The organism is Polaromonas sp. (genome assembly GCF_039932935.1).
GTDB lineage: Bacteria > Pseudomonadota > Gammaproteobacteria > Burkholderiales > Burkholderiaceae_C > Polaromonas.
The window spans coordinates 24862-48776 of the sequence record NZ_JBDTPB010000040.1; the positions used below are offsets into that span (position 1 = coordinate 24862).

The following is a 23915-nucleotide window of genomic DNA, read 5'->3' on the forward strand; positions in this document are numbered from 1 at the left end:
GATTTTCCGGAGTCCTGGAACATGCCCGTCAATCTGGTTGCCACGCCCGCCGCGGACCTTTACCCTGTACCCGGCGTGCGCTGGGGCATTACCGAGGCGGGCATCCGCAAGGCCAATCGCAAAGATTTGTCGGTGTTGTTGCTCGATGAAGGGGCGTCCGTCGGCGCGGTGTTCACGCAAAACCGCTTTTGTGCGGCGCCCGTGCAGATCTGCCGCGAGCACCTGGCCAAAAACGGCGGCAAGACAGCCGGCATACGCGCCATGCTGATCAACACCGGCAATGCCAACGCCGGCACCGGCGACGACGGCCTGAACCGTGCGCACGCCAGCTGTATTGCGCTGGCCCGCCTGCTCGATATTGCGCCCGAGCAGATCCTGCCGTTTTCCACCGGCGTCATCATGGAGCCGCTGCCCAACGACCGCATTGCCGCGGGCCTGCCGGCCGCGCTCGATGCCGCCAAGGCCGACAACTGGGGCAACGCTGCCGAAGCCATCATGACGACGGATACCGTCGCCAAGGCTTTTTCTGCACGCGTCAAGATTGCGGGCACCGACGTCACCATCACCGGCATCAGCAAGGGCGCCGGCATGATCCGGCCCAACATGGCCACCATGCTCGGCTTCATGGCAACGGACGCCAACGTCGAGCAAGGCCTGATGGCGCAACTGGCCAGGGAACTGGCAGAGGGTTCCTTCAACCGCGTGACGGTAGACGGCGACACCTCGACCAACGATTCCTTCGTTGTGATGGCCACCAACAAGGCCAAGCATCCGCCCATCACCTCGCTGGACAGTCCGGAAGGCAAGGCCCTGCGCGCCGCCATGCTCGACATCGCGAAAAAGCTGGCGCAAGCCATCGTGCGCGACGGTGAAGGCGCCACCAAGTTCATCACGATCACCGTTGAAGGCGGCAAGACCGGCGAAGAGTGCCGCAGGGTGGCGTATGCGATTGCGCATTCGCCGCTGGTGAAAACCGCCTTCTTTGCCAGCGACCCCAACCTCGGCCGCATCCTGGCAGCAGTCGGCTACGCCGGCATCGACGACCTGGACCAGACCAAAATTGACCTGTACCTGGACGATGTACTGGTCGCCAAAAATGGCGGCCGGCATCCCGGGTATGTGGAGGCCGACGGCCAGCGCGTGATGAAACAGAGCGAGATCACCGTACGCGTGGTGCTGGGCCGCGGCGATGCAGCCGACACCGTCTGGACCTGCGATCTCTCCTACGACTACGTCAAGATCAACGCGGATTACCGGTCATGAAACACCCCCGAAGCGCCTGCGGCGCCCCGCACCGTCGCCAGAGGCGACGGCTCTTCCGAGCCGTCCAAGCCTGCGCGGGCAGGCTTGGAGCCGCGGCTCTCAGCCCCTCAAGGGGGCGCCACCAGCGGCCCGGCCCTTCGACAGGCTCAGGACAGGCCAAGGCCGGTTCCGCGGTGGCCCGCGAAGGGGATTGCTTGTGAGCGACAAACTGGAGCGATTGATAAGCCGTGCGGAACAGCTGATGGCGCGGATTGAGTCCGTGCTGCCCCAGCCCTTGAGCGCCCCGGACTGGAGCGCCTCGATCGCCTACCGCTACCGCAAACGCAGCTCCGGCCACGGCTCGCTGGAGCCGGTGCGCCACATCGGCAACATGAGCCTGGGTGACCTCAAGGAAATCGAGGACCAGAAAGAAAAAATCAGGCGCAACACCGAGCAGTTTGTCAGCGGCAAGCCCGCCAACAACGTGTTGCTGACCGGCGCGCGCGGCACCGGCAAGTCTTCGCTGATCAAGGCTTGCCTCAATGAATATGCGGCGCGTGGCCTGCGGCTGATCGAGGTCGACAAGGCCGACCTGACCGACCTGCCTGACATCGTCGACGTGGTGTCCGGGCTGCCCGAAAAATTCATCGTCTTTTGTGACGACCTGAGTTTTGAAGAAGGCGAGCCCGGCTACAAGGCGCTCAAGTCCATTCTTGATGGATCTGTCGCGGCGGCCACGCCCAATGTGCTGATTTACGCGACCAGCAACCGCCGCCACCTGCTGCCCGAGTACATGACGGAAAACCTCACCTACACCCACGGTGACGACGGCGAAGTGCACCCGGGTGAAGTGGTCGAAGAAAAGATTTCACTGTCTGAGCGCTTCGGCCTGTGGGTCAGCTTTTACCCTTTCACCCAGGACGAATACCTGATCATCGTCGCGCAGTGGCTGTCGTCCTTCGGTGTGGGCCAGGAAGCCATTGCGGCCGCCAGGCCCGCATCGCTGGTCTGGGCGCTGGAGCGAGGCTCGCGCAGCGGCCGCGTGGCCTACCAGTTTGCCCGCGACTACGCCGGCCGCGACAGCGCCAGCCGGCCTGTGGCGGCGCAGGCCATCGCAGCCTATGAGCGGCCTGGCGCGGCAGCGGCTGCCTCACCGCACCCAGCCGACCAGGGCGACCACGCCCCCGACCATTCGACATGAACGTGCTGGTGGCCGACGGCGAACGCCCGCGCGAGGGTGGCGTTGACCGCAAGGTGGTCGACGTAGCGGTTGGCGTGCTGCTCCGGCCAAACGGTGATTTCCTGCTGACCTCACGCCCGCCCGGCAAGGTCTACGAAGGCTATTGGGAATTCCCCGGCGGCAAACTCGAAGCCGGAGAAACCGTCGAGCAGGCCCTGCGCCGCGAGCTACAGGAAGAAATCGGCGTCACCATCGGCGCCGCCCAGCCCTGGAAAGTCGAAATGGTCGACTACCCGCATGCCCTGGTGCGCCTGAACTTCTGCAAGGTCTTCGACTGGACCGGCGAGCTGCAAATGCACGAAGGCCAGACCTTTGCCTGGCAAAACCTGCCCGTGACGGTGCAGCCGGTATTGCCTGGCACGGTGCCGGTACTGGACTGGTTTGCCGCCGAGCGTGGTGGCTAGGCTCACCCCCGTCCAGGCTCATTGCGTGTAGCCTGTTCCCCCCTTGCAGGGGGCAGCGCCTGCAGACTGGCAAAGCCAAGAGCTGAGTTCACCCCGTCGGACGCTCACTGCGTGTAGCGCCTCCCCCTTCCAGGGGCGGCGCCTGCAGACTGGCAAAGCCAGGTCTGCGGCCCCTGTTTGACAAGGCAAGGCGGCAGGGCGCTATCAATTCAATAGCTGGTGGCGCACACTTTGATTGGGCTACGGCCATTTTTTCTTTAAAAATAGCTTGAGATGGCTTCAAAAGAGCGCCGGGGAGGCGTTTGGCGGGTGTTTGAGGCTGTCCGGACGGATTTTGAGTCACTTTTCAATATGAAAAGTGGCTGCAGCCCAATCAAAGTGTGCGCCACCAGCTATAAAAATCATAGCGATTGAAGAGGCTAAATTCTTCAAACAGCCCAACCCAACCTGAACGGAGATGCACTCCCACCAAACGGGGGCCGCGGATCTGGCTCTGCCAGGCCGCAGGCGCCGCCCCTGGAAGGGGGAAGGCGCTACACGCAGTGAGCGTCCGACGGGGTGAACTTAGTACTCCCAGACTTTGCTAGCACCCATCACCGCATTGGGGTAGGGTGACTTGCCCCGTGAACCGTTGTAGCGGCCCAGGCCCATGAAAAGGTCGCCGCGTTCCCTGTCCAGGTAGTGGCGCAGGATCACGCAGCCAAAGCGCAGGTTGGTCTGCATGTGAAAAAGCTTGGAGGGATCCCCGTCACCGATCACGCGGGTCCAGAAGGGCATGACCTGCATGTAGCCACGCGCGCCGACGTTGCTGACGGCGAATTTACGGAAATTGCTTTCCACCTGAATCAGGCCCAGTACCAGCGTCACATCGAGGCCGGCGCGCCGGCTCTCGTACCAGACCGTTTGCAGGAATTCCTTGCGGATCTGCCACTCCGGTTTCTTTTTCTTCAGCCGCTCGCTCATGGCGCCCAGCCAGCGCAGGTAAGTCAGGCGGCTCTCGGTGTCCTTGAACTCGGGGATGGGCGGCGCCTGGTTGGCGATGGCCGAACTCAGTGCGGTGCGCACCGAGTCGATCAGCGGCTCTTCAACCTGCGCACCGGCATGCGCCTGCCCTGCCAGCAGCCACGGGCTGCAGGCGATGGGCAAGGCCTGCAGGCAGGCTCGCCTGGAGAGCCCCTGAGCCTTTGCCAGGGGGGCACCGGATACAGACAGAGGCAATGAACTCACGGAATCCATGAAGGCGTCAAAGCGCCAGCTTTCCCTTGAGGAAGTCGAAGGCGCCGGCCACGTCGATCTTGCTGGAAGCTGCGTCGCGGCGGTGCTGGTATTCGAGCTGGCCTTCCTTGAGGCCGCGGTCGCCGATGGTGACGCGGTGCGGCACGCCGATCAGTTCCCAGTCGGCAAACATGGCGCCAGGGCGTTCGCCGCGGTCGTCCAGGATCACGTCGACGCCGGCCGCGAGGAGCTCAGCGTAGAGCTTGTTGGCCGCGGCCTCGACCTCGGGGAAGCGATCCGGGCTGATGGGGCACAGCACCACGGTGAACGGCGCAATGGCGTCGGGCCAGATGATGCCGCGCTCGTCGTGGTTTTGCTCGATGGCCGCAGCTGGCAGGCGCGTGATGCCGATGCCGTAGCAACCCATTTCGAGGAATTGGGGCTTGCCGTTTTCACCCAGGAAGGTGGCGTTCATGGCCTGGCTGTATTTGGTGCCGAGGTAAAACACATGGCCGACCTCAATGCCGCGCTCAATGACCAGCGCGCCTTTGCCGTCCGGCGAAGGGTCGCCGGCGACCACGTTGCGGATGTCAGCCACCAGTTCAGGCTCGGGCAGGTCCCGGCCCCAGTTGACGCCCGTAGTGTGAAAGTCCACTTCGTTCGCGCCGCAGACCCAGTCGGCCATGGCCGCGACTTCGCGGTCTGCCACCAGCTTGACGGGCTTTTTCAGGTTCAGCGGGCCGAGGTAGCCAGGCTTGCAGCCGAAGTGGTCTTCAATCTCGGGCAGGGTGGCAAAGCGGAAGTCCGCCAGGCCCGGCACCTTGCCGACCTTGACTTCATTCATGTCGTGGTCGCCGCGCAGCAGCAGCAGCCAGACCTGCGTCTTGACGACCTTGCCGGTTTCATCGGTCTGGTCCGTGGCCAGCACCAGCGACTTGACGGTGGCGGCGAGCGGGATGCCCAGCAATTCAGCAACATCGGCACAGGTGGCTTTGCCGGGCGTGGCGGTTTTGGTCAGCGCCTGCGAAGCGGCCTTGCGCGCGCCCTGGGGCGCAAGCGCCTCGGCCTTTTCCATGTTGGCGGCGTAGTCGCTGCCGGGGCAATACACGATGGCGTCTTCGCCGGTGGCGGCAATCACCTGGAACTCTTCGCTGAGGTCGCCGCCGATGGCGCCGCTGTCGGCCGCGACGGCGCGGTAGGTGAGGCCGAAACGGTCAAAAATCTTGCGGTATGCCGCTGCCATGACCTGGTAGCTGGCTTTGGCGCTGGCCTGGTCACGGTCGAAGCTGTAGGCGTCCTTCATGATGAACTCGCGCCCACGCATCAGGCCAAAGCGCGGACGGCGTTCGTCGCGGAACTTGGTCTGGATCTGGTACAGGTTTTTTGGCAGCTGCTTGTAGCTCTTGATGTCCTGGCGCATCACGTCGGTGACGACTTCCTCGCTGGTCGGCTGGACGACGAAGTCGCGGCCGTGGCGGTCCTTGATGCGCAGCAGTTCGGGGCCCATCTTTTCAAAGCGGCCGGTTTCCTGCCAGAGCTCGGCCGGCTGGATCACCGGCATCGTCATTTCGATCGCGCCGGCGCGGTTCATTTCCTCGCGCACGATGGCTTCGACCTTGCGGATCACGCGCAGGCCCATCGGCATGTAGTTGTACACGCCGGCGCCCAGCTTCTTGATCATGCCGGCCCGCATCATGAGCTGGTGGCTCACGACTTCTGCGTCGGCAGGTGCTTCCTTGAGGGTGGAAATGAAGAACTGGGAGGCTTTCATGGGCGGTTTTCTGGAATTCCGGGGCGGAAAAAAGAGGTGGGAAAGGGGCGGGGAAATGAATCGAAAGGGGGGCTGCAGCCCGCTGTGCGCTTGGCGCTGGGGCCTTCGCTGTGCATAATGGACTCAGTTTAAAAAATTGAGGTTTGATTATGCTTGACCGGGACGGCTTTAGGCCCAACGTCGGCATCATCTTGCTCAACCAGAGAAGTCAGGTATTTTGGGGCAAACGTATCCGTACCCACTCGTGGCAATTTCCGCAGGGTGGCATTGATCGGGGCGAAAATCCCGAGCAGGCCATGTACCGCGAGTTGCATGAAGAAGTGGGGCTGTTGCCGCAGCACGTGAGTGTGCTGGCCCGAACCCGAGACTGGTTGCGCTATGAGGTGCCTGACCGGTTCATCCGCCGCGATGCGCGCGGACATTACAAAGGCCAGAAACAAATCTGGTTTCTCCTTCAGCTGGTCGGTCACGACTGGGACTTGAACCTGCGCGCAACCGATCACCCCGAGTTCGATGCCTGGCGCTGGAACGACTACTGGGTGCCGCTGGATGTGGTGGTGGAGTTCAAGCGCGGTGTGTACGAAATGGCGCTGACCGAGCTGTCGCGTTTTGTGCCGCGCACGGACGCCCGTTTTGAGCAGCGGCCCGACCACCGCAACCGTTATTTGCGCGGGGGCTTGCACCAGCGCGACCACGCAGGCGAGGGCGGTTGTGCACCCGCGGCCGAGCCGTTTCATGCGCCATTAACGAGGCAGGGCGCGTCTTTTGAATTGCCGCCCGGCGCCACTTTTGAACCCGATCCGCAGACCAGCCTGGATGCGAACACCCAACCGATCAAACCATGAATTTCAAACCCGCCTTTGTGGTTGCCGCCGCGCTTTTGCTTGGACTCAGTTCTACGTCCTGGGCCCAGAACATGGTGGAAGACCCCGAGTGGAAGGAGGATGCTGTCCCGCCGCCGCCTGCATTCGATTTGACCAAACTGGTGACTTTTGAGGTGTCACTCAATTCCCAGCTGGTGTATGGAGTGGACCCGGCAACCATCCAGATTTCGAACAAGGACAGCATCGTGCGTTACGTGGTGGTGGCTGCAAATGCCAGCGGCGCACGCAATGTGATGTACGAAGGCATACGCTGCAGCACCGGCGAATTCAAGACCTACGCCCGCTATTCAGGCGACAAATGGGCTGTCGTCAGTAATCCGGAATGGAAGTCGATGTTTGACAACATGCCATCCAAGCACCCTTTGCGGTTTGCCAGGGCCGGCGCCTGTGACAGCGCGGCACCTGTGCAAACGGTAGACCTGCTGGTGTCACGGTTGAAGAACCCGAATTTCAGGACCAGTCCATAACCTGAAATATCAGCCCGCTTCTCAGGCGCAGTGCGCGTGCCGTGATGCGGCGACTGGCAGAACTAGCGGGTCAATACCAGGTTGGTGCGGTGAACCATTTCAGGCTCACCGGTATAACCCAGCAGTTTCTCGAACTCCGACGATGCCTTGCGGCAGATCAGCCGGGCTTCGGCGCTGGAGTAGTTGGACAGGCCGCGGGCGATCTCGGCGCCTCCGGGGTCCCTGATGGCGATGACATCGCCGCGTGAAAATTCGCCCTGAACCGCTGTCATGCCGATGGGAAGCAGGCTTTTGCCGTCATCACGCACCTTGCCTGCAGCGCCGGCGTCCACAGTCACCGAGCCCCGCATTTGCAGGTGATCCGCCATCCATTGCTTGCGGGCCTGCATTTTCTGGGTTTGCGCCACCAGCAGTGTCCCGATGGGCTCGCCTTGTGTGAGCCGGATCAGGGCTTGGGGCTCGCGCCCCCAGGCGATAACGGTTGATGCGCCCGAACCCGCAGCGCGTTTGGCGGCCAGAATTTTGGTGATCATGCCGCCCTTGCCGATGCTGGAGCCGGCGCCACCCGCCATGGCCTCCAGCGCCGCATCGCCGGCCTTGGCTTCATGCACAAACTGCGCGGACGGGTCCTTGCGCGGGTCGGCAGTGTAGAGGCCGCGCTGGTCGGTCAGGATGACGAGCGCATCGGCTTCCACCAGGTTGGCTACCAGCGCGCCCAGGGTGTCGTTGTCGCCGAACTTGATCTCGTCGTTGACGACGGTATCGTTTTCATTGATAACCGGGACCACGCCGAGTTGCAGCAAGGCCAGCAGGGTGGAGCGTGCGTTGATGTAGCGTTCGCGGTCGGCCAGATCGGCATGTGTCAGCAGAACCTGCGCGCTGCCGATGCCGTTTTCGCGCAGCTTGGTTTCATAGACTTGTACCAGCCCCATCTGACCCACGGCAGCGGCGGCCTGCAGCTCATGAATGGCCTTGGGGCGCGTCGCCCAGCCCAGGCGCTTCATGCCCTCGGCAATGGCGCCGCTGCTGACCATGATGACCTCCCGGCCGTCCTTGACGAGGGCTGCCAGCTGCTCGCACCACTGGCCGATGGCCACGGCGTCGAGTCCACGCCCTTCGTCGGTCACTAGGCTGGAGCCCACCTTCACCACGATGCGTTTGGCGTTGCGCAGGATCGGGGAGCCGGTTTGTTCTTGCATTTAAGTATGTTTTAGGGCTCTAGCCCAACATAGATGAGCGCGAGCAGCTATCGTTTATATAGCAAACGCTGGCGGCGCTGGCCCAAAAATCGCCGAGAGAAAGGGCCGTTACGGAGATTCCGGTGGCAGCTCGGCGAAACGTGGATCCACCTCTTCCTCCGGCTGTTCGCTTTTCTGGACGTCCTTGACGTGCTGGTAAATGGTTTTGACCAGTTGCTCGCAACCTTCGCGCGTCAGGGCCGAGATTTCAAATACAGGGCCCTTGAACTTGAAGCGCTTGACGAAGTCTTTCACCAGGGCGGCGCGTTTGTCTTTGTCCACCATGTCGAGCTTGTTGAGGACCAGCCAGCGCGGCTTGTTGTAGAGCGCCTCGTCGTATTTTTTGAGCTCACCCACAATGGCCTTGGCCTGCGCGACGGGGTCCACGCCTTCGTCGAAAGGGGCCATATCGACAATGTGCAACAGCAAACGCGTACGCTGCAGGTGCCTGAGGAACAGGTGGCCCAGACCGGCGCCTTCTGACGCGCCTTCGATCAGGCCGGGCAGATCCGCCACCACAAAACTTTGCTCCGGGCCTACGCGCACCACGCCGAGGTTGGGGTGCAGGGTGGTGAAGGGGTAATCGGCAATGCGCGGACGTGCATTCGATACGGCCGAAATGAAGGTCGATTTGCCCGCATTGGGCATCCCGAGCAAGCCGACGTCGGCCAGCACCTTGAGTTCGAGCTTGAGGCTCTTGCGCTCGCCGGGCCAGCCGGGCGTCTTGCTGCGTGGCGCGCGGTTGGTCGAGCTTTTGAAGCGCAGGTTGCCGAAACCGCCGTCGCCCCCCTTGGCAATCAGCACTTGTTCGCCCGGAACCAGCAGTTCGTACAGCACTTCACCGGTTTCGCCGTCTGTCAGGATGGTGCCGACGGGCATCTTGAGGATGATGTCGTCGCCCTTGGCGCCGAACATGTCCGAGCCCATGCCGTGCTGGCCGTTGCGGGCTTCGTGGCGTCGTGAAAAGCGGAAGTCCACCAGAGTGTTCAGGTTGATGTCGGCCACTGCATACACATGGCCACCGCGCCCGCCGTCGCCGCCGTTGGGGCCGCCGAACTCTTTGTACTTTTCGTGGCTGAAGGAGACGCAGCCACTCCCGCCATCGCCTGCGGCAATGTCAATAAAGGCTTCGTCAACAAATTTCATGATGGAGTGCTGCGGTTAAACCAGGGCTTCGGGGCCGGAGATCAAGTTTACAAACAAAAAAGCCCCGACAGGTCGGGGCTTCGTTTCAGTCGAAGTGACTTATCGAAGTGATCAGCTTACGCCGGGGTCACATTCACGGTGTGCTTGTTCAGCGCGCCCTTGACGGAAAACGAGACCGAGCCGTCCACCAGTGCAAACAGGGTGTGGTCCTTGCCGATGCCGACATTGACGCCTGGGTGGAACTTGGTGCCGCGCTGGCGCACGATGATGCTGCCAGCGTTGATGACTTCGCCGCCAAATTTCTTGACGCCAAGCATTTTGGGCTGTGAATCACGCCCGTTTCGCGTAGAGCCGCCGCCTTTTTTCTGTGCCATTTTTCGTTACTCCTGGTACGTCACTGCTTAACCGGCGATAACGCCGATTTGCAATTCCGTGTAGTTTTGACGGTGGCCCTGACGCTTTTGGTAGTGCTTGCGACGGCGCATTTTGAAAATGCGAACCTTGTCGTGCCTACCTTGGGAAAGGACAGTGACTGTAACAGTGGCGCCGGACACCAAGGGCGTACCGACCGTGATTGTGCTGCCGGTGCCGACAGCCAATACCTGGTCAATAACGATCTCTTGGCCTACGTCCGCAGCAATCTGTTCTACTTTAATTTTTTCTCCAGCAGCAACTTTGTATTGTTTGCCACCGGTTTTTATGACCGCGTACATGTAAGACCTCTTTATTGAGTTCTGCAGACGGATTTCCGCAGAGCCCAGTATTCTAGCATGGCAGGGTAAATCTGGCTAGCCTAGCTGGTTTGTGGCAATTGAAGGGGTTTTGCGCCTACGCGGAGCCCGTGAGAGAGCGGGTCGCTTCCTATAATCGGCGCAAACCACATTCCCAACGTCTGGATCTTCCTTTGTCCGTCAATTCCTCAAGCACCGCCGCAGCCCTAGCCCTGATTGCCGACGACATGCGTGGAATGGACGCCGTCATTGAGCGCCGCCTCCAATCCGAGGTGCCGCTGGTCAGCCAGGTTTCGCAGTACATCGTGGCGGCGGGTGGCAAACGGCTTCGGCCCGCGTTGCTGCTCCTGCTGTGCGGCGTATTGGGATACAGGGGAGACCAGCGCCACAACCTGGCGGCTGTCGTGGAGTTCATTCACACCGCAACCCTGCTGCACGATGACGTCGTGGACGAGTCCACCCTGCGCCGCGGGCGCACCACCGCCAACGAAGCCTTCGGCAACCCCGCAAGTGTTTTGGTGGGGGACTTTTTGTATTCCAGGGCGTTCCAGATGATGGTCGAAGCTGGCGACATGCGTGTCATGCAAACATTAGCCGAGGCGACCAATGTGATCGCCGAGGGCGAGGTGCTGCAGCTCATGAACATGCACGACGCGACCCTGTCGGAGGAGGGCTATCTCCGGGTGATCCGTTCCAAGACCGCGAAGCTGTTCGAAGCCAGTGCCCGCCTGGCGGCCTTGCTTGCCCAGTCGTCTCCTGCCATAGAGCAAGGCTGCGCCGACTATGGCCAGGCATTGGGCACTGCATTCCAGGTGATTGACGACGTGTTGGACTACGACGGGGATGTGGCCGAGATGGGGAAAAACCTGGGAGATGACCTGCGCGAAGGCAAGGCGACGCTCCCCTTGATCATTGCCATGCAGCGAGGCACTGAAGTCGAGCGGGCAACCATTCGGCAGGCGATTGAAACCGGTGGCACGGGGCAGATGGCCCAGATCATCGCCATCGTGCAACAGACCGGCGCCTTGCAGGCCACCCGGAATGCCGCGGCCGTGGAAGCGCAGCGCGCGCTGGACGCCTTGCAAGCCTTGCCCCAGAACATTTACAGTAATGCCTTGATGCAGCTGGCTTCTCAATTGCTAGAGAGGCGCTTCTGACGGCTGCTGGACCGGGGTGTAGCTTAGCCTGGTAGAGCGCTACGTTCGGGACGTAGAGGCCGGAGGTTCGAATCCTCTCACCCCGACCAGGAATGTCTGGGCTTTTGGGCTTTGTGTGCGTTTCTTCGCATACTTCCAACGCCCGGTGGGCTTGCAGCCCATTTTCGATTTACACCTTGTAATCTATAAGCGATGATAGCCATTTAAGCCTTACAGAGAACCCATGGCCGCAGTCGACACCGCTATCAACCAACCGCCAGCCATGGCATTGCCGGGCCTGGGCAGGGCCTTGGTGATTGCGGGAAAGCTCGGCCAGAAGGCCGCAGAAGACATCTTTCGCAAAGCGCAGACAGGCCGCACCAGTTTCATTGCCGAGCTGACAGGCTCCGGGGCGGTCTCCGCGTCTGACCTGGCGCACACCATGTCGACCGCCTTTGCGGCGCCTTTGCTGGACCTGGACGCCATCGATATACAGCGGCTGCCCAAAGGCCTGCTCGATACCAAGATTTGCGCAACGTATCGAATTGTGGTGCTCAGCAAGCGCAATAACCGGCTGATCGTCGCGACCGCGGATCCCTCTGACCAGGAGGCTGCCGAGAAGATCAAGTTTTCCACCCAGATGGGGGTGGACTGGGTCATTGCCGAGTACGACAAGCTGTCCAAGCTGTCTGAAGTCTCTAATACCAGCGCCTCTGAGGCGATGGAAAGCATCATCGGCGATGATTTCGAGTTTGATGAGACCAGCGTCGACTCTGGTGCCGTCGAAGACGACACTGGGGTTTCCGAGGTAGAGGATGCGCCGGTCGTCAAGTTTCTGCAAAAAATGCTGCTCGACGCGTTCAGCATGCGCGCGTCCGACCTGCATTTCGAGCCGTTTGAGCACACCTACCGGGTTCGCTTCCGGGTCGACGGCGAATTGCGTGAAATCGCTTCGCCGCCGGTGGCCATCAAGGAAAAGCTGGCGGCGCGTATCAAGGTCATCTCCAAGCTGGACATCTCGGAAAAGCGCGTGCCGCAAGATGGCAAGATGAAGCTCAAGGTTGGCCCTGATCGCGTCATCGATTTCCGGGTGAGTACCCTGCCGACCATGTACGGCGAAAAAATTGTTATCCGTATTCTGGACCCGAGCAGTGCCAAGCTGGGTATCGATGCGCTGGGCTATGAGACGATCGAGAAAGAGCGGCTCATGGCCGCCATTCAGCGGCCCTACGGCATGGTGCTGGTGACGGGACCGACAGGTTCCGGAAAAACCGTGTCACTGTATACCTGCCTGAATATTCTCAACAAGCCGGGCGTCAACATTGCCACGGCCGAAGACCCGGCCGAAATCACCTTGCCGGGTGTGAACCAGGTCAGCATGAACGACAAGGCGGGCATGACTTTTTCTGTCGCGCTCAAGGCGTTCTTGCGGCAGGATCCAGACATCATCATGGTCGGCGAGATCCGGGATCTCGAGACCGCTGACATTGCCATCAAGGCCGCACAAACCGGCCATATGGTCATGTCCACGCTGCACACCAACGATGCGCCGACGACGCTGACGCGTATGCGCAACATGGGCATCGCGCCCTTCAATATTGCTTCCAGCGTTATCTTGATCACCGCCCAGCGCCTCGCGCGCCGTCTGTGCCCTAATTGCAAGGCGCCCGCTGACATCCCTCGTGAGACCTTGCTGGAAGCGGGTTTCAAGGAAGAGGACGTCGACGGTTCATGGACACCTTACCGGCCTGTCGGGTGCTCAATGTGCACAAATGGTTACAAGGGCCGGGTCGGTATTTATCAAGTGATGCCTATTTCGGAGGAAATCCAGCGTATTGTCCTTCGCGACGGAAGCGCGCTTGAAATCGCGGCGCAGGCTGAGCTTGAGGGCGTAAGAAGCCTGCGCCAGTCCGGGTTGCAAAAAGTTAAACTTGGAATGACTTCGCTGGAAGAGGTTCTGGGTTGCACCAATGTCTAATTGCACACGTGAAGTTTGATCAACCGGCGTCTGTAGCGAAGGTGGCCTGAGGCCACTGATAAAACGAGAAACCATTATGGCAACTGCAGTATCCACCAAGGGCATCAAGGAATTTGTTTTCGAGTGGGAGGGCAAGGACCGGGGTGGCAAACAGGTTCGAGGCGAAGTCCGGGCAGCCGGAGAGAATCAGGTTAAAGCCTCCCTGCGCCGGCAAGGCGTGTTGCCGACGAAAATCAAAAAGCGCAGCATGCGCTCGGGCAAGTCGATCAAGCCGAGGGATATTGCGATCTTTACGCGTCAGCTTGCCACGATGATGAAAGCAGGCGTTCCGCTTTTGCAGTCGTTTGATATTGTGGGACGCGGCAACCCGAATGCCAGCGTGACCAAGCTGCTTAATGATGTGCGCACTGATGTGGAAACCGGCACCTCCCTCAGCGCAGCGTTTCGCAAATACCCGATGTATTTCAATGCCCTGTATTGCAATCTGGTGGAGGCCGGCGAAGCTGCCGGTATTCTGGAGTCCCTGCTGGACCGCCTTGCGGTGTACATGGAGAAAACCGAGGCCATCAAATCCAAAATCAAGTCGGCCCTGATGTATCCCATCTCGGTCGTGATTGTGGCTTTCGTGGTGGTGGCCGTGATCATGATCTTCGTGATCCCCGCATTCAAAAGCGTGTTCTCTTCCTTCGGGGCCGACTTGCCGGCTCCTACTTTGTTTGTGATCGCCATCAGCGAATTCTTTGTGGCCTATTGGTGGTTGATTTTTGGCGGCATCGGTGGGGGACTGTATTTCTTCTTCCAGGCCTGGAAGCGCAACGAAAAAATGCAGAGATTCATGGACAGGCTGCTGCTCAAAGTTCCGGTCTTCGGTGCGTTGATTGAAAAATCCTGTATTGCCCGGTGGACCCGCACGCTTTCCACCATGTTTGCGGCGGGCGTTCCATTGGTTGAAGCGCTGGATTCGGTGGGTGGTGCTTCCGGGAATTCGCTGTATGCCGATGCCACTGAAAAAATCCAGCAGGAAGTCTCTACCGGCACCAGTCTGACGGCAGCAATGGGCAATGCCAACCTGTTCCCAACCATGGTGCTGCAGATGTGCGCCATTGGCGAGGAGTCCGGCTCTGTCGATCACATGCTCGGCAAGGCGGCCGACTTTTATGAGGCGGAAGTCGACGAGATGGTCGCTGGCCTGTCGAGCCTGATGGAACCCATCATCATTGTGTTTTTGGGCACGTTGATCGGCGGAATCGTGGTCTCCATGTACCTGCCTATTTTCAAGCTGGGTCAAGTCGTTTGATGGGGACGGGGTTGGGCCCGGCGGTGGATGCGCTGCTGGCCGGTATTTTCGGGCTCTTGCTTGGCAGCTTCCTGAATGTCGTGATTTACCGTCTGCCCAAGATGATGGAACGGCAATGGGCGCAGGAGTGTGCTGAATTGTCAGGAGCCCCGCCTGCCGAGCCCGCAGAAAAGTTTAATTTGTTCGTGCCGCGCTCACGTTGCTCGGGCTGCGGGCACACCATTCGCTGGTATGAAAACGTTCCCGTGTTGGGTTATGTGTTTCTGAAAGGCAAATGCTCAGCGTGCGGCGTACCCTACGGATTGCGTTATCCGGTGGTTGAAGCGGTGACCGGGGCTTTGTTCTTTTTCTGTGTGTGGCGCTGGGGCTGGTCGCTGACGGCGTTGGCCTGGTGCGGCTTTTCTGCCGCCCTTTTGGCACTGGCCCTGATTGACTGGGACACGACCTTGCTTCCGGACGATATCACGCTGCCTCTGCTGTGGGCCGGCTTGATCGTCGCCGCCCTTCAATGGAATCCCGCGGTCAACCTGCCGACTGCGCTGTGGGGTGCGATTGCGGGTTACCTTTCTTTGTGGCTGGTGTACTGGGCTTTCAAATTGGTCACTGGCAAGGAAGGCATGGGCTATGGCGATTTCAAGCTTTTCGCTGCGCTTGGTGCCTGGTTCGGCTGGCCTGCGCTGGTTCCCATGATTCTGATGGCTTCGGTGATAGGTGCCGTTATAGGCATTGCGCTGAAGTTCTCCACAGGCTTGCGTGAGGGTGGTTATGTGCCCTTTGGGCCTTTCCTGGCCGGCGCGGGGTTCACGGCCATGATTTTCGGGCCGCAATCCATTTTGCGGTTTGTTGGCCTGTGATGCCATGCGCCGTGCCGCTTTGCGTATTGGATTGACCGGCGGTATCGGCAGCGGAAAAAGCACGATCGCGGCGATTCTGGTTGCACACGGCGCAACCCTGGTGGACGCCGATGCCATTTCCCGAGCGGTCACGGCCGCGGGTGGAAGTGCCATGGCAGAAATTGCAGCATTGTTCGGCGACGGCATGGTCACGCCCGAAGGCGCCATGCACAGGGATCGGATGCGGCAACTGGTCTTTGACGATCCTTCTTCCCGGCGCAAGCTTGAATCCATTGTGCATCCCTGGGTAAGCCGGGAAACCCTGTGGCAATATGAGCAGGCGGTCGCAGGCGGCAGTGCGTGTGTCATTTTTGATGTCCCGCTGCTGGTGGAGTCGGGGCGCTGGCGACAGCAGCTTGATCAGGTTCTGGTCGTGGACTGCGCCGAAGCGACCCAGATCGACCGCGTGACGGTCCGAAATGGCTGGCCTCGGGACGTGGTAGAGAAAATCATGGCGGGCCAGGCAAGCCGCGCGCAGCGCCTCGCGGCGGCCGACGTCTGTCTTTATAACGACGGATTGACTCTGGCTGACCTGGAAGGCCAGGTCCGACAGCTTGCCGCGCGCTTCGGGCTATGATGCGCAAACAAATCTCCTCATTTAAAGCCGACGAAATTTAGCGCTGTGATCCTTTACGAGTATCCATTTCACGAACGCATACGCACCTATTTGCGACTTGAACACCTGTTCCGCCGCCTTGGCGAACTGGTGGAGCGTGAGAGCCCGACGGATCACCATTACGCCATCACGACCATTTTCGAAATCATGGACGTGGGAGCACGCGCCGATCTCAAGACCGACGTGCTGAAAGACCTCGAGAAGCAAAAGCACATTCTCAATGGCTATCGCGGCAATCCGGCCATTTCGGAAGCTGTTCTCGACGAAGTGACCAGTCAGCTGGAGGGTTGTTTCTCCGCCCTGAACGGCCTGCCGGGCAAGGCTGGCCAGTCGTTGACGGAAAACGATTGGCTGATGAGCATCCGCAGCCGCGTGGGCATTCCGGGGGGAACTTGCGAATTTGATTTGCCTGCCTACTATGCGTGGCAGCACCTCGATACCGCAACGCGCCAGCAGGACCTGCAGCGCTGGATCACCTCGCTGGTACCACTGGCTGAGTCCATCCGCGTGCTGCTCACGCTGCTGCGTGATTCCGGGGCACCGCAAAAAGTGGTGGCACCTGCCGGCCAGTACCAGCAGACGCTGCCGCAAGGCCGTACGTTTCAGCTGCTGCGCCTCAGGATAGATCCCGCCCTTGGACTGATCCCCGAAATCAGCGGCAATCGCCTGATTGTGTCGGTGCGCCTCATGCGCCATGGCGACGATGACCGCTTGCATGCCAGCACTGAGGATTCCGCATTTGAGCTGACGCTCTGCTCCTGATTTTTCAGCGCCGCGTTGACATTTGCCTATTGACCTTCAGACCTGTTCCTGGACATGCCTGCGATGAAGAAAGATTCCACAAGCGCCAAGCGGGTCGTGTGCCCAGGCTGCGGCGGCGACAGCATTTACGCGCCCAGCAATCCGTTTCGTCCTTTTTGCAGTGAGCGCTGCAAGAACATCGACCTGGGCGCTTGGGCCAGCGAGGGATTCCGGTTACCGGCCGATGCGCCTCCGGATGACGAACCATTTGGCGACCCGAAGCTGCAATAGCCTTTGGGTCAGACCAGGGCGGTGTCACCCGCCTGTCGCGATAAAAAGGGAGGAAAGAGAATGAACAACAAGCAGTTTTTCAACCTGCAAGCCGCCGCTTTGCTGATGGCCACCGCCTTGCTGGGTGGCCCAGTGAATGCTCAGTCAGCGCAAGAGGGGGTGAAACCCTCAAAGACCGAAACCAAGGCCAAAAAGACCGCGGTGAAATCAGGCACAGGTAGCAAGGCTAAGTTCATCACCGGGTCGGGCGAAACACCCGGCCAGCGGGATGCCAGGCTCAAACGGGAATGCAAGGGCGCGGTCAACGCGGGCGCTTGCACGGGCTACACGCGATAAATTCGCGCTGAGTTTCCGCGCACATTGTGATGGCGGCGGCGCAAAGGCTGCCGCCCAACCCTCATTTAGTTGGCAGGCGTTCCCAGCACTTGCTGCAGTTCGCCGTTCTGGTACATCTCCATCATGATGTCGGAGCCGCCAATGAACTCACCTTTCACGTACAGCTGCGGGATGGTGGGCCAGTTGCTGTATTCCTTGATGCCGTGGCGAATTTCCTCATCCTCAAGCACGTTGACCGTGGCGGGTTTGGTCACGCCGCAGGCCTTGAGCACCTGGATGGCACGTCCGGAAAAACCGCACATCGGAAATTGGGCCGTCCCTTTCATGAAAAGGACCACGTCGCTTGATTTGACGATCTCGGCGATACGTTGCTGGGTGGGGTCTGTGGTGCTCATGGTGAAATCCTTTGGGTATGGGCCGAAACCCGCGCCGGGCCGAACAGGTGTTTCGGCGGGGTTATGTCAAATAGATGGAATCTGGAAACCAGAATTCAACACCCGATTATCCCGCCGTTTGATTTCCCGTGCGGATCCGCTGTTCTCCTGGCCAAAGCCCGCCTGAGCAGCGTTCAATGCCCGCCAGGTCCCGCCGGCTTTGCACCTGCAAAAAACCCTCGCGAAGCAGCAGCTTTCGCACCGCCTCTGCCTGGTCGTAGCCATGCTCCAGCAGCAGCCAGCCACCGGGGTGAAGACTGCCGGGGGCCTGCCGGGCAATTTGCCGGATATCGTCCAGCCCGTCCGGGCCGGACGCCAAGGCCCCCAAGGGTTCGTGGGCCAAGGCTTCCAGGTGAGGGTCTGCGCTGGCAATGTAAGGCGGGTTGCTCGCAATTACGTGAAAGTACCCGCTAACTTTCTCCAGCCAGTGGCTTTCGATGAAATTCACGTCCAGTGTCAGGCGAGTCGCATTGCTTCGCGCAACATCCAGAGAGTCTGCACTCACATCCACCGCCGTCACATGGCCTTGGTGGCCCGTTTCCCGCAGGCTGTGGGCAATCGCCAGGGCAATGGCGCCGCTGCCGGTGCCAAGATCCAGAATGTCCGGCTGGGCTGGCATGCCAGGCGCCTGAAGCAGCTCAAGCGTCCAGTTCACGAGGGTTTCGGTGTCAGGCCGCGGCACCAGTACCCGGGCGTCCACCCGGAACGTCAGTCCAAAAAACTCCTTGCTGCCCACGATGTAGGCGAGCGGCTCCCCGGCAGCGCGGCGCAGGCACAGCGACTGAAAGCGCTGTGCGGCGTCTTCTGCCAGTGCGTCCGTGTCATGGGCCAGTAGCCAGGCCCGGGCATGCGCGGGCTGGTCCAGCACATGCAGCAGCAACAGCTGGGCATCCAGGCGCTCCAGCCCCAAGGCCTGAGCGGCCGCGATGGCTTGCGCGAAGGTGGCTGGGTTCACGCGCACCTCCTCGAAGCGCTATAAAAATAATAGCTGCTCGCGCTCATTCTGATTGGGCTGGGGCCTCATTTGGCATTGAGAACTGACTCATCCACCGTTGTTGGCGGTTTCAAGATCCGCCAGGAGCTCGGCTCCGCGCGCCACTTGCAGTGCGGTGATCACGTCGCCGAGGTCGCCTTCCATGATGGCCAGCAACTTGTACAGCGTCAGGTTGATGCGGTGGTCGGTCAGCCGTCCTTGCGGAAAGTTATAGGTGCGGATGCGGTCGCTGCGGTCGCCCGTGCCCACCAGCCCCTTGCGCAGGGCCGCATCCTTTGCGGCACGTTCGGAGCGGTCTTTTTCATGGATGCGTGCAGTAAGCACCTTGAGTGCCTGGGCTTTGTTGCTGTGCTGGCTGCGGCCTTCCTGGCATTCCGCGACGATGCCCGTCGGAAGGTGCGTGATGCGCACGGCCGAGTCGGTCTTGTTGATGTGCTGGCCGCCGGCGCCGCTGGCGCGGTAGGTGTCGATGCGCAGATCGGCAGGGTTGATCTGGATGGCCACGGCCTCGTCTGGCTCCGGCATGACGGCCACTGTGCAGGCGCTGGTGTGGATGCGGCCTTGCGTTTCGGTGGCCGGCACGCGTTGCACGCGGTGACCGCCCGATTCGAACCGCAGCTTGCCGTATACGCCGACGCCCAGGGCATCCGTAGCGCCGTCAATGCGCAGCACGACTTCCTTGTAGCCACCCAATTCGCTGGACGACTCGCTGATGATCTCTACCTGCCAGCGGTTGCGCTCGGCAAAGCGGGTGTACATGCGGAACAGGTCGCCCGCGAACAGGGCCGACTCATCGCCCCCGGTGCCGGCGCGGATTTCAATGAAAGCCGCTCGCGCGTCGTCAGGGTCCTTGGGAATCAGCATCAGTTGCAGGGCTTCGTCGATCTCTGCGATGTCGGTTTTGGCCGCGCTAATTTCTTCCTCTGCCATCGCCGCCATTTCAGGGTCGTCTTTGGCTTCCAGCAGCATGCTTTCGGCGCCGCTGAGGTCAGCCTCACGGCCGGTGAGCCGCAGATACTGGTCGGCGATCACGCTGGCCTCGGCATGTTCCCGGGTCAGTGAACGGAAACGGTCCAGATCGCTCACCACGTCGCTGGCGGACAGCAGCGAGTCCAGCTCGTGAAGCCGCAACAGCTGACGGTCCAGGGTTTGGCGGAGAAAGGGTTTCATGGCGATGCAAGCAGAAAGCAGGAAGAAAAGGGAAGCCGCAAGGCATTCAAAAGGGTTCAGCTGGGCGGCGCGGGCCGCTGCCGAGGGACATGGGGGTGATTGCAGAAGCAGCCACGGCGCAGCGGCGGCCGCTAACGCTCTTTGTCGTCGGGCTTGATCTTGGGCAGCTGGCCGCGCAAAAACAGCCTGGACACGGTTTGCGCTGTGGCTTCGCGGCTGCCGGCGTCACCTGCATGCAGCTCGGCCAGCGTGCCGTGCAGCATTTTTTGGGTCAGGCCGCGGGTCAACGCGTCCAGCACGGTGTCGATAGGTTCACCCTTGGCCAGCAGCTTTTTGGCCCGCGCGATCTCCAGAGCGCGCCACTCGTCAGTCTGCGCATTGAGCTGCTGGATCAGCGGCACGCTGCGGCGCTGGCCCAGCCAGTGCATGAAGTTCTGCACGCCGGCATCGATGATGACCTCGGCCTGCGCCACAGCAGCCTGGCGGCTGTCCTTGCCGGTCTGCACCACGTGCGCCAGGTCGTCCACCGTGTAGAGGTAAATGTCGGGCAGCCCTTTGACTTCGGGTTCGATGTCGCGCGGCACGGCCAGGTCGACCATGAACATGGGGCGGTGCTTGCGCAGCTTCACGGCGCGCTCAACCGCACCCAGGCCGATGATGGGCAGCGTGCTGGCGGTGCAGCTGATGACCGCATCGAATTCGTGCAGGCGGCTGGGCAAGTCGGCCAGGCGCATTACCTCGGCGCCGAAGCGGCCAGCCAGCTTTTCGCCGCGCTCCAGCGTGCGGTTGGCAATGGCCATAGCTTTCGGATTTTTGGCGGCAAAGTGGGTGGCCGCCAGGTCGATCATTTCGCCGGCACCGACAAAAAGCACCTTGATGTCGCTCAAATCTTCAAACAGCTGGCCGGCCAGCCGCACGCTGGCCGCTGCCATGCTGATGCTGTGCGCGCCGATTTCGGTGCTGCTGCGTACTTCCTTGGCCACGGCAAAAGAGCGCTGGAACAGCTGGTGCAAGGTGGTGCCCATGGCGCCCGCGTCTTCGGCAGCGCGCACGGCGTCTTTCATCTGGCCCAGGATTTGCGGCTCGCCCAGCACCATCGAATCAAGTCCGCTGGCCACACGGAAGGCGTGGCGGGCGACCTGGTCGCCTTGCAGGGTGTAGGCATGTGAGCGCAGCAGGGCGGGCGAAACGCCGCCGCTGTGGGCCAGCCAGTCCAGGGTGTGGTCCAGGTCGGTCTTTTCGCCGGCGCAGTAGATTTCAGTGCGGTTACAGGTTGACAGCAGCGTGGCCTCAGGCTGACGGGCCAGCGACTCGCGCAGGGCGCGCAAAGTGGGCTCGACCTGGTCAAGGGCGTAGGCAAATCGCCCGCGCAAATCGAGCGGTGCGGTGGTATGGTTTAGCCCAAGGGCCCAGACTGACATCCTGCGATTATAAAATTGAAGCGGTCCGGCAGGCGGGAAAACCGGACAATCACCCTGATAGCCTTTTTCCGGCTGCTTTTCTGGCATTCGGCTGTTCTTCCAAACGCTCAAACGCATGACCTTTTACCTGCTGGCCAATCACCTGCTCAATTTTGTCGCGCCTGCTGCTGCCGTGGCCGTGCTGCTGGTGTTAACCAGCCGCCTTTTGGGCGGTTTGTTTGGCTCGAAAAGGCCGCTAGCCCATAGCTGGTGGGCGCAAGCAGCTATTGTTTTTATAGTAAATGTGGCGATTCTGGCCGCCGGCCTGCTGTTCTTCGGCCATGACGGGAAGATGCTGACCTGCGCGGCGGTGATGGCCGGTGCGGCGCTGTGCCAGTGGGTGCTATTGGGCGCCTGGCGGGCCTGAGCGGCTAGTCGGGCTTAAAAACGTCCACCGCATCGGTGATGATGCCGTCGGTGCCCAGCGCCAGCAATCTTTGCACGTTGGCCTCGTCGTTCACGGTGTAGCTCATCAGTTTGAACCCGGCCTGTTTGGCTGCGGCCACTGAATCCGCGTTCCACAGCTTGTGGTTGCAGACAATCGCCACGCAACCCAGTTGCGCGGCGGTTTGCAGCCAGTTCGCCGGGAGTTCGTCGAGCAGCAGGCCGCGCGGCAATTGCGGCTGGGCGGCACGCGCGGCCTCCAGCGACAGCGGCTGGAAAGACGTCAGCAGCGGGGGAATGGCCGTGCCTTGCCAGAGCCGGGCCGCCTCATTGGCCACGACGGTCCCTGTGTGGGTTTCCGTACCAGGCGTGGGCTTGATTTCGATATTGAGGAAATACCCGTTGTCCAGGCAATAGCGCGCAATGCGCTCAAAAGTTGCCAAGCCTTCTGCTGCGAAAGCCGGCGAGTGCCAGCCCCCCGCGTCCAGCTTTGCCAAAGCTTCCCAAGGCTGCTCGCCGGCTACGCCTTTGCCGTTGCTGGTGCGCTCCAGCGTGGCGTCGTGCAGCAAAAAGGGAATGCCATCGGCGCTGAGTTTCACGTCGCATTCGAACATGCGGTAGCCGTGACTGGCTCCCAGCATGAAGGAGGCCAGGGTATTTTCAGGCGCCAGCTTGCCAGCGCCGCGATGTGCCACCCAACGTGGGTACGGCCAATTGGCGGCGGATACGGGATTTGTCATGACGTCTCTTGGAACTGCGCGGAATACAGAAGGGGCTACAGGCGTTTCCCCGTCTCGGCGTCAAACCAGTGCAGGCGGTCCGCACGCGGTGTCACATGAATGGTGGCGCCGATTTCTGGCGCGGTCGACAGGCTTTCGTCGGTGCGCACGATCAGGAATTCTTCGCCCAGACGGCAATACAGAAGCCGCTCGGCGCCCAGCATTTCGATGGTATCGACCTGCACGGCCCAGCCGGTGGCGCCCACCGTCAGGTGCTCGGGCCGTATGCCCAGAATGGCGCCCGGCTTGCCGCCGAAGTCGGCATTGGGCGCTTGCTTGAGCAAATTCATGGGCGGCGAGCCCATGAAGCTTGCGACAAAGGTGGTGGCCGGCCGGTTGTAGACCTCTTCGGGCGTGCCGAACTGCTCCATGCGCCCGGCGTTCATCACCATCATGCGCTGCGCCAGCGTCATGGCTTCGACCTGGTCGTGGGTGACGAAGAGCGAGGTGATGCCGAGCTCGCGGTGCAGCTTCTGGATCTCCAGGCGCGTCTGCACGCGTAGCTTGGCGTCCAGGTTGGACAGCGGCTCGTCAAACAAAAACACCTGCGGCTGGCGCACGATGGCGCGGCCCATGGCCACGCGCTGACGCTGGCCGCCTGACAGGGCACGCGGCTTGCGGTCCAGCAGGTGACCCAGCTCCAGGATCTTGGCGGCCTTGTCGACACGCGTCTTGATCTCGTCCTTGGGCACTTTGGCGATCTTCAGGCCGTAGGCCATGTTGTCATACACGCTCATGTGCGGATAAAGCGCGTAGTTCTGGAACACCATGGCGATGTCGCGTTCGGAAGGCTCCAGGTCGTTGACGACCTTGCCGCCAATGGAAATTTGTCCGTCGCTGACTTCTTCAAGCCCGGCCACCATGCGCAGCAGGGTGGATTTTCCGCAGCCCGAGGGCCCGACGATGACGATGAACTCGTGGTCGTTGATCTCGGCGCTCACGCCGTGCAGCACCTGTAGCGCGTCTTTGCCCGAGCCGTAGCGCTTGATGATGTTGTTGAATGAAAGGGATGCCATGTCAGTATTTCCGTTTGTCTGGGTTGTTCTTCGTTGTTTTTTTGTTGTTCTT

The 23915-nt window shown here is 61.0% G+C and carries 26 protein-coding genes and 1 tRNA gene; 15 read left to right on the forward strand and 12 right to left on the reverse strand.

Features of this window, described 5'->3' with window-relative positions; genetic code table 11:
* Positions 1-21: 21 nt before the first annotated feature.
* From argJ to ABI546_RS07235, 3 genes are all read left to right on the forward strand, one after another.
* The gene (gene argJ / locus ABI546_RS07225; protein WP_348045541.1) at positions 22-1263 is read left to right on the forward strand and encodes a bifunctional glutamate N-acetyltransferase/amino-acid acetyltransferase ArgJ; all 1242 of its coding nucleotides are present in this window, start codon (positions 22-24) and stop codon (positions 1261-1263) included.
* 196 nt (positions 1264-1459) lie between these two features.
* The gene (locus ABI546_RS07230; RefSeq protein ID WP_348045543.1) at positions 1460-2443 is read left to right on the forward strand and encodes an ATP-binding protein; all 984 of its coding nucleotides are present in this window, start codon (positions 1460-1462) and stop codon (positions 2441-2443) included.
* Positions 2440-2886 carry an NUDIX domain-containing protein gene (locus tag ABI546_RS07235; protein WP_348045545.1) on the forward strand — a complete coding sequence of 149 codons (447 nt, stop codon included), beginning with the start codon at positions 2440-2442 and terminating at the stop codon, positions 2884-2886. The genes ABI546_RS07230 and ABI546_RS07235 overlap by 4 nt, the downstream gene beginning before the upstream one ends.
* 564 nt (positions 2887-3450) lie before the next feature.
* On the opposite strand, the gene ABI546_RS07240 is transcribed toward ABI546_RS07235, so the two are convergent.
* Positions 3451-4122 carry a lytic transglycosylase domain-containing protein gene (locus tag ABI546_RS07240; RefSeq protein WP_348045547.1) on the reverse strand — a complete coding sequence of 224 codons (672 nt, stop codon included), beginning with the start codon at positions 4120-4122 and terminating at the stop codon, positions 3451-3453.
* 7 nt (positions 4123-4129) lie between these two features.
* Positions 4130-5872 carry a proline--tRNA ligase gene (locus ABI546_RS07245; protein WP_348045549.1) on the reverse strand — a complete coding sequence of 581 codons (1743 nt, stop codon included), beginning with the start codon at positions 5870-5872 and terminating at the stop codon, positions 4130-4132.
* A 149-nt stretch (positions 5873-6021) separates the two neighbouring features.
* Between ABI546_RS07245 and ABI546_RS07250 the strand changes: the two genes are divergently transcribed.
* Positions 6022-6717, forward strand: coding sequence for an RNA pyrophosphohydrolase (locus ABI546_RS07250; RefSeq protein ID WP_348045551.1), 696 nt, complete (start codon positions 6022-6024; stop codon positions 6715-6717).
* Positions 6714-7223 (forward strand): CNP1-like family protein, encoded by a 510-nt coding sequence (locus tag ABI546_RS07255; RefSeq protein WP_348045553.1) that lies wholly within the window; start codon positions 6714-6716, stop codon positions 7221-7223. Before ABI546_RS07250 ends, ABI546_RS07255 begins: the two co-directional genes overlap by 4 nt.
* Positions 7224-7285: 62 nt before the next feature.
* Here the strand turns inward: ABI546_RS07255 and proB are convergent, their stop codons facing one another.
* From proB to rplU, 4 genes are all read right to left on the reverse strand, one after another.
* Entirely contained in the window at positions 7286-8422 is a 1137-nt protein-coding gene (proB, locus tag ABI546_RS07260; RefSeq protein ID WP_348045555.1) for a glutamate 5-kinase, read from the reverse strand.
* Positions 8423-8530: 108 nt separating this feature from the next.
* Complete coding sequence (cgtA, locus tag ABI546_RS07265; protein WP_348045557.1) at positions 8531-9607, reverse strand: Obg family GTPase CgtA; 1077 nt, start codon at positions 9605-9607, stop codon at positions 8531-8533.
* A gap of 116 nt (positions 9608-9723) precedes the next feature.
* Positions 9724-9981 carry a 50S ribosomal protein L27 gene (gene rpmA / locus ABI546_RS07270; RefSeq protein WP_122955354.1) on the reverse strand — a complete coding sequence of 86 codons (258 nt, stop codon included), beginning with the start codon at positions 9979-9981 and terminating at the stop codon, positions 9724-9726.
* A gap of 27 nt (positions 9982-10008) precedes the next feature.
* Entirely contained in the window at positions 10009-10320 is a 312-nt protein-coding gene (gene rplU / locus ABI546_RS07275; RefSeq protein ID WP_348045560.1) for a 50S ribosomal protein L21, read from the reverse strand.
* Positions 10321-10511: 191 nt separating this feature from the next.
* Between rplU and ABI546_RS07280 the strand changes: the two genes are divergently transcribed.
* The 9 genes from ABI546_RS07280 to ABI546_RS07320 all read left to right on the forward strand — a co-directional run bounded on the left by ABI546_RS07280 (position 10512) and on the right by ABI546_RS07320 (position 17626).
* Positions 10512-11495 carry a polyprenyl synthetase family protein gene (locus tag ABI546_RS07280; RefSeq protein WP_348045562.1) on the forward strand — a complete coding sequence of 328 codons (984 nt, stop codon included), beginning with the start codon at positions 10512-10514 and terminating at the stop codon, positions 11493-11495.
* A gap of 12 nt (positions 11496-11507) precedes the next feature.
* Positions 11508-11584 (forward strand) — tRNA-Pro (locus ABI546_RS07285).
* A 134-nt stretch (positions 11585-11718) separates the two neighbouring features.
* Positions 11719-13452, forward strand: coding sequence for a type IV-A pilus assembly ATPase PilB (gene pilB, locus ABI546_RS07290; protein WP_348045564.1), 1734 nt, complete (start codon positions 11719-11721; stop codon positions 13450-13452).
* A gap of 76 nt (positions 13453-13528) precedes the next feature.
* Entirely contained in the window at positions 13529-14749 is a 1221-nt protein-coding gene (locus tag ABI546_RS07295) for a type II secretion system F family protein (protein WP_348045566.1), read from the forward strand.
* Positions 14749-15603 (forward strand): A24 family peptidase, encoded by an 855-nt coding sequence (locus ABI546_RS07300; RefSeq protein WP_348045568.1) that lies wholly within the window; start codon positions 14749-14751, stop codon positions 15601-15603. Before ABI546_RS07295 ends, ABI546_RS07300 begins: the two co-directional genes overlap by 1 nt.
* Positions 15604-15607: 4 nt before the next feature.
* On the forward strand, positions 15608-16219 hold the full coding sequence (coaE, locus tag ABI546_RS07305; RefSeq protein WP_348045570.1) for a dephospho-CoA kinase: 612 nt from the start codon (positions 15608-15610) through the stop codon (positions 16217-16219).
* Positions 16220-16264: 45 nt separating this feature from the next.
* Positions 16265-17020 (forward strand): cell division protein ZapD, encoded by a 756-nt coding sequence (gene zapD, locus ABI546_RS07310; protein ID WP_348045571.1) that lies wholly within the window; start codon positions 16265-16267, stop codon positions 17018-17020.
* A 63-nt stretch (positions 17021-17083) separates the two neighbouring features.
* The gene (locus ABI546_RS07315) at positions 17084-17290 is read left to right on the forward strand and encodes a DNA gyrase inhibitor YacG (protein WP_348045572.1); all 207 of its coding nucleotides are present in this window, start codon (positions 17084-17086) and stop codon (positions 17288-17290) included.
* Between the two features lie 60 nt (positions 17291-17350).
* Positions 17351-17626, forward strand: coding sequence for a hypothetical protein (locus ABI546_RS07320; protein WP_348045573.1), 276 nt, complete (start codon positions 17351-17353; stop codon positions 17624-17626).
* 65 nt (positions 17627-17691) lie between these two features.
* Here the strand turns inward: ABI546_RS07320 and grxD are convergent, their stop codons facing one another.
* The 4 genes from grxD to hemA all read right to left on the reverse strand — a co-directional run bounded on the left by grxD (position 17692) and on the right by hemA (position 21645).
* Complete coding sequence (gene grxD, locus ABI546_RS07325; protein ID WP_348045575.1) at positions 17692-18021, reverse strand: Grx4 family monothiol glutaredoxin; 330 nt, start codon at positions 18019-18021, stop codon at positions 17692-17694.
* A 106-nt stretch (positions 18022-18127) separates the two neighbouring features.
* Complete coding sequence (prmC, locus tag ABI546_RS07330; protein WP_348045577.1) at positions 18128-19015, reverse strand: peptide chain release factor N(5)-glutamine methyltransferase; 888 nt, start codon at positions 19013-19015, stop codon at positions 18128-18130.
* An 87-nt stretch (positions 19016-19102) separates the two neighbouring features.
* Positions 19103-20224: a peptide chain release factor 1 gene (gene prfA / locus ABI546_RS07335; RefSeq protein ID WP_348045579.1), complete on the reverse strand. Its 1122-nt coding sequence runs from the start codon at positions 20222-20224 to the stop codon at positions 19103-19105.
* A 131-nt stretch (positions 20225-20355) separates the two neighbouring features.
* The gene (gene hemA, locus ABI546_RS07340; protein WP_348045581.1) at positions 20356-21645 is read right to left on the reverse strand and encodes a glutamyl-tRNA reductase; all 1290 of its coding nucleotides are present in this window, start codon (positions 21643-21645) and stop codon (positions 20356-20358) included.
* Between the two features lie 115 nt (positions 21646-21760).
* On the opposite strand from hemA, the gene ABI546_RS07345 reads away from it, so the two are divergent.
* Positions 21761-22051 (forward strand): hypothetical protein, encoded by a 291-nt coding sequence (locus tag ABI546_RS07345; RefSeq protein ID WP_348045583.1) that lies wholly within the window; start codon positions 21761-21763, stop codon positions 22049-22051.
* A 4-nt stretch (positions 22052-22055) separates the two neighbouring features.
* Here the strand turns inward: ABI546_RS07345 and ugpQ are convergent, their stop codons facing one another.
* Together ugpQ and ABI546_RS07355 are read right to left on the reverse strand one after the other, a co-directional pair.
* Positions 22056-22808, reverse strand: a complete 753-nt coding sequence (gene ugpQ, locus ABI546_RS07350; protein ID WP_348045585.1) for a glycerophosphodiester phosphodiesterase — start codon at positions 22806-22808, stop codon at positions 22056-22058.
* A gap of 35 nt (positions 22809-22843) precedes the next feature.
* Positions 22844-23863, reverse strand: a complete 1020-nt coding sequence (locus tag ABI546_RS07355) for a sn-glycerol-3-phosphate import ATP-binding protein UgpC (protein WP_348045587.1) — start codon at positions 23861-23863, stop codon at positions 22844-22846.
* Positions 23864-23915 lie beyond the last annotated feature (52 nt).